A 1,132-nucleotide genomic window follows, 5' to 3' on the forward strand; every position below is an offset into this window, starting at 1 on the left:
GGCCGGGTGCCGCGGGCGGAGGCGGCGGGGCGCGTCGCGCGCTCGGCGCTGCGCGCCTGGCCCCTGCTGCCGCTGGCGCCGCGCGGGGACAGGCGGGACATCGCCTTCCTCACCCCGGTCTTCGGCCTGGGCGGAGTGGAGCGGGTGCTCGGCTGCCTGGCCGCCGAGATGCGCCGGATGGGCTGGCGCACGCATCTCCTCGTCACCGGCGCGGAGCGTGCCGCCCGGCCGCCGCTGGGTGCCTTCGACAGCCTGCTGCTGCTGCCGGGCTTCGATGCCGAACGACACGGCGGCGGGCCCAACGCCTATGCCGGGGCGGCGACCTCCCTGCTGCCGGAGGATTCCGAGGAAGCGGAGGCGCTGCTCGGCCTGCTGGCGCCGATGCAGGCGGTCCTGGTGACGCACGCCTTCGCCGGGCATGCACTGGCCGGACGGCTGCGGCGCCTCGGCGTGCGCACCGCCTGTGCGCTGCACATCGCCGAGCGCGGCGCCTTCGGCGAGCCCCTCGGCAACCCGCAGAGCGCGCTGGCCTATGAGCACGGCTACGACGTCATGGTCGCGCATTCGAGACGCCTCGCGGAGTGGTGCGCGGCCGTCGGCATGCCGGAGGAGAAGATCCTGCACATCGCCAATGCCCCCGGCTACGCGGCGGACCCGCAGCGCGTGGCGGCGGCGGTGGAAGCGCGGCGGGGCCCGCGCCGGGGGCGCCCCTTGCGTGCGCTCTTCCTCGGCCGGCTCGACCGGCAGAAGGGGCCGGACCGGCTGGCGGCGATCGTGGCAGCGACCGCGGAGGCGGTGGAATGGCGCATCGTCGGCGCGCCGGTGCTGGACGCGCCGCCCGCCCTGCCGGTCGCGGCCGAGCCGCCGGTCGACGATCCGGCGGCGCTCGACGCGCTCTATGCCTGGGCCGATGCCGTGGTGCTGCCTTCCCGCTTCGAAGGCGTGCCGCTGACGGTGCTGGAGGCGCAGCGCATGGGCTGCGTGCCGGTGGCGACCGATGTCGGGGCGGTGGCCGAGGCAGTGGCGCACGGCGCCGACGGGTTGCTCGTGCCGGACGGCCCGGATGCCGCCGTCTGCGCGGGCGTCGCGGCGGCGCTGCTGCGCCTCGCGGCCGAGGACGGGCTGCGCCGGT

1 protein-coding gene is annotated in these 1,132 nt (G+C 77.3%); it reads left to right on the plus strand.

Annotated features, from left to right (window positions below; all coding sequences use genetic code 11):
• The coding region (locus GXW76_RS25420; protein ID WP_211864924.1) for a glycosyltransferase family 4 protein at positions 1-1,132 on the plus strand (1,132 nt) is incomplete at both ends.

Origin of the sequence: Neoroseomonas soli (genome assembly GCF_018129065.1) — a bacterium.
In the GTDB taxonomy this organism is placed as follows: Bacteria; Pseudomonadota; Alphaproteobacteria; order Acetobacterales; family Acetobacteraceae; genus Neoroseomonas; species Neoroseomonas soli.